This is a genomic window from Azospirillum soli, from assembly GCF_017876165.1.
Lineage (GTDB): Bacteria > Pseudomonadota > Alphaproteobacteria > Azospirillales > Azospirillaceae > Azospirillum > Azospirillum soli.
The window spans coordinates 1-2499 of sequence record NZ_JAGINQ010000057.1; the positions used below are offsets into that span (position 1 = coordinate 1).

Consider the following 2499-nt stretch of genomic DNA (forward strand, 5'->3'; position numbering starts at 1 on the left):
GTAAGCGGTGTTCTCAGGCCACGGCGGGTTCCGCCTGCCGGGTATGGCCCCAGGGCAGGAGCTCATCGAGCTTGGTGATCGGATGGCCGCTGGCGAGCTTGGTCAGCACCTCGGCGAACCAAGCCTGCGGATCGGCGCCGTTCAGCTTGCAGGTTTCCACCAGCGACGCGATCGTCGCCCAGTGCTCACCGCCGCCGTCGCTGCCAGCGAACAGTGCATTCTTGCGCGTCAGGGCCAGCGGGCGGATGCAGCGCTCCACGCTGTTGCTATCGATCTCCAGCCGCCCGTCGTCGAGGAACAGCGTCAGCCCCTCCCAGCGGCTGAGCGCGTAGCGGATCGCCTCGGCCAGCGTCGATTTGCGCGACACCGTTGCGAGCTGCTTCTCCAGCCACGCCTTCAGCTCCGCAATCAGCGGCGCCGTGCGGGCCTGCCGCTCCCGGCGGCGCGCTTCGGCGTCACGGCCGCGGATCTCCGCCTCCACCGCGTACAGCTTGGCGATGCGCAGCAGGGCTTCGCTGGCGATCGGCGCGGAGCCGCCGGTCTGGAGATCGTAGAAGCCCCGACGGACATGCGACCAGCAGAACGCGAGGCGCACAGCCCCGCCCTCGGCCAGCTTGCGATAACCGGCATAGCCGTCGACCTGGAGCACGCCGGCGAATCCCTGCAGGTGCGCCACCGGGCGTTCCGCCTTGCGATCCGGGGCATAGACGTAGGCCACCGCCGGCGGCTCCGGCCCGCCCCAGGGGCGATCATCGCGCGCGTACGCCCAGAGCTGGCCGGTCTTGGTGCTGCCCCGTCCGGGATCGAGCACCGGCGCCGTCGTCTCGTCGGCGAACAGCTTGCCCGAGGCTTTCAGGTTGGCCAGCAACCGCTCGTGCAGGGGCCGCAGGTACCAGGCAGCCCGTCCAACCCAGTCGGCCAGCGTCGAGCGGTCGAGATCGACGCCCTGACGCGCGTAGATCTGAGCTTGGCGGTACAACGGCAAATGGTCGGCATACTTGGACACCAGCACGTGGGCGATCAGCGCCTCGGTGGGGATGCCGGCCTCCACGATGCGCGCCGGCGCCGGGGCCTGTACGACGCCCTCTTCGCAGCGGCGGCAGGCGTACCTGGGCCGGCGGGTCACCAGCACCCGGAAGCGGGCCGGGACGAGATCCAGGCGCTGTGAGACATCCTCGCCGATGGGATGCAGCGCGCCGCCGCAGCACCGGCAGGTCTTGTCGGCGACGTCGATGAGGATCTCCTCGCGCGGCAGATCGGCCGGCAGGTTGCCGCGGTTCACCGTGCGCCGTGCCGGCGAAGGCGCCGGTTTGCTCGCCGCGGCGCCGGCGGGCTCGGCCTCTGTGGCGGCCAGCGTCTGCTCCAGGTCCTCCAGCGCCAAGGCCAGCTGGTCCGGATCGAGACGCTCGGCCCGGCGGCCGAAGCGATGACGCTGCAGCTCCCGGATGATCTGGCGCAGCCGGGCGATCTCCTCCTCGGCCCGGGAGCGGGCCGCCGACAGCTCCGCGGCATGCCGGGCGCGCTCGGCCAGCAACAGGGCGCGCAACTCGCCGGGATCGTTGGGCAGGAGGTCGGATGCGGTCGTCACGGCCACCAGCATAGCGGCGCCGCCCGCGACCTTCGCCCCCAAAGCGCGTGCGAGTCGCTGTGTCGCAGCTCAGCTGGCGGCCGTCGGCCGGGGCACCCGCACGCCGCGCACCCGGGTCCAGTCCAGACCCTCCACGAGCGCCGAGAGCTGGGCCGGGGTCAGGCGGATCACGCCATCGCGGATTGCCGGCCAGCGGAACTGACCGGCTTCCAATTTCTTCGAGATGAGGACCAGGCCGGTGCCGTCCCAGTGCAAGAGTTTCACCCGGTCCGCTCGCTTGGCGCGGAAGACGTAGATGACCCCGCTGAAGGGATCGGCTCCCAATTGCTGCTGCACCAAGGCGGCCAGCCCATCCATGCCTTTGCGGAAATCGACCGGCTTGGCGGCGACCAGCACCCGCACCGCGCCCTCGACGCCGATCACCGCGTCGCCCTCACGGCGCGCAGCACCGCCTTGACGGTGGCGCCGTCCATGCCGGCGGGCACGCGCACCACCGCATCGCCGATCTGCACCTCGATGGCCGGAGGCTCCTTCGGCATCGGCGTGGCGGAGGGCGGCGTGGTGTCCAGCACCACCGGCGCGAACACCATGCCCTCAGCCTGGGAGCGGCTGGCGGCGCGCGCTTCCCGGCGCCAACCGAACACCTGCTGCGGCCGCAGTCCATGACGCCGGGCCACTTCGGAAACCACAGCCCCCGGCGCTGCCGCCTCCGCCAGGATCCGCGCCTTCTCCTCCGGCGACCAGATCCGGCGTCCCACATCGCCCGTGATCACCTCCATGCGGCGCACCCGCACGGGCTCCGGGTCAAGCGTAAGGTCGAGCGTAGACACAAACCGTTCTCCCGATCATCCGATCCGGGAGACTCACCCCACAGCGACCGCGCCGGAAGGTGGGACCAGAACACCGCTTAC

Annotated in this window: 3 protein-coding genes; all 3 read right to left on the reverse strand. The window is 71.1% G+C overall.

Annotated elements, in window-relative coordinates; translation table 11 throughout:
• Positions 1 to 13: 13 nt before the first annotated feature.
• The 3 genes from tnpC to tnpA are packed head-to-tail and all read right to left on the reverse strand — an operon-like array spanning position 14 to position 2418.
• Entirely contained in the window at positions 14 to 1600 is a 1587-nt protein-coding gene (tnpC, locus tag J2852_RS31195; protein ID WP_209883170.1) for an IS66 family transposase, read from the reverse strand.
• Between the two features lie 57 nt (positions 1601 to 1657).
• Positions 1658 to 2011 (reverse strand): IS66 family insertion sequence element accessory protein TnpB, encoded by a 354-nt coding sequence (tnpB, locus tag J2852_RS31200; protein ID WP_343206859.1) that lies wholly within the window; start codon positions 2009 to 2011, stop codon positions 1658 to 1660.
• Positions 2008 to 2418 carry an IS66-like element accessory protein TnpA gene (tnpA, locus tag J2852_RS31205; protein WP_209883172.1) on the reverse strand — a complete coding sequence of 137 codons (411 nt, stop codon included), beginning with the start codon at positions 2416 to 2418 and terminating at the stop codon, positions 2008 to 2010. The genes tnpB and tnpA overlap by 4 nt, the downstream gene beginning before the upstream one ends.
• Positions 2419 to 2499 lie beyond the last annotated feature (81 nt).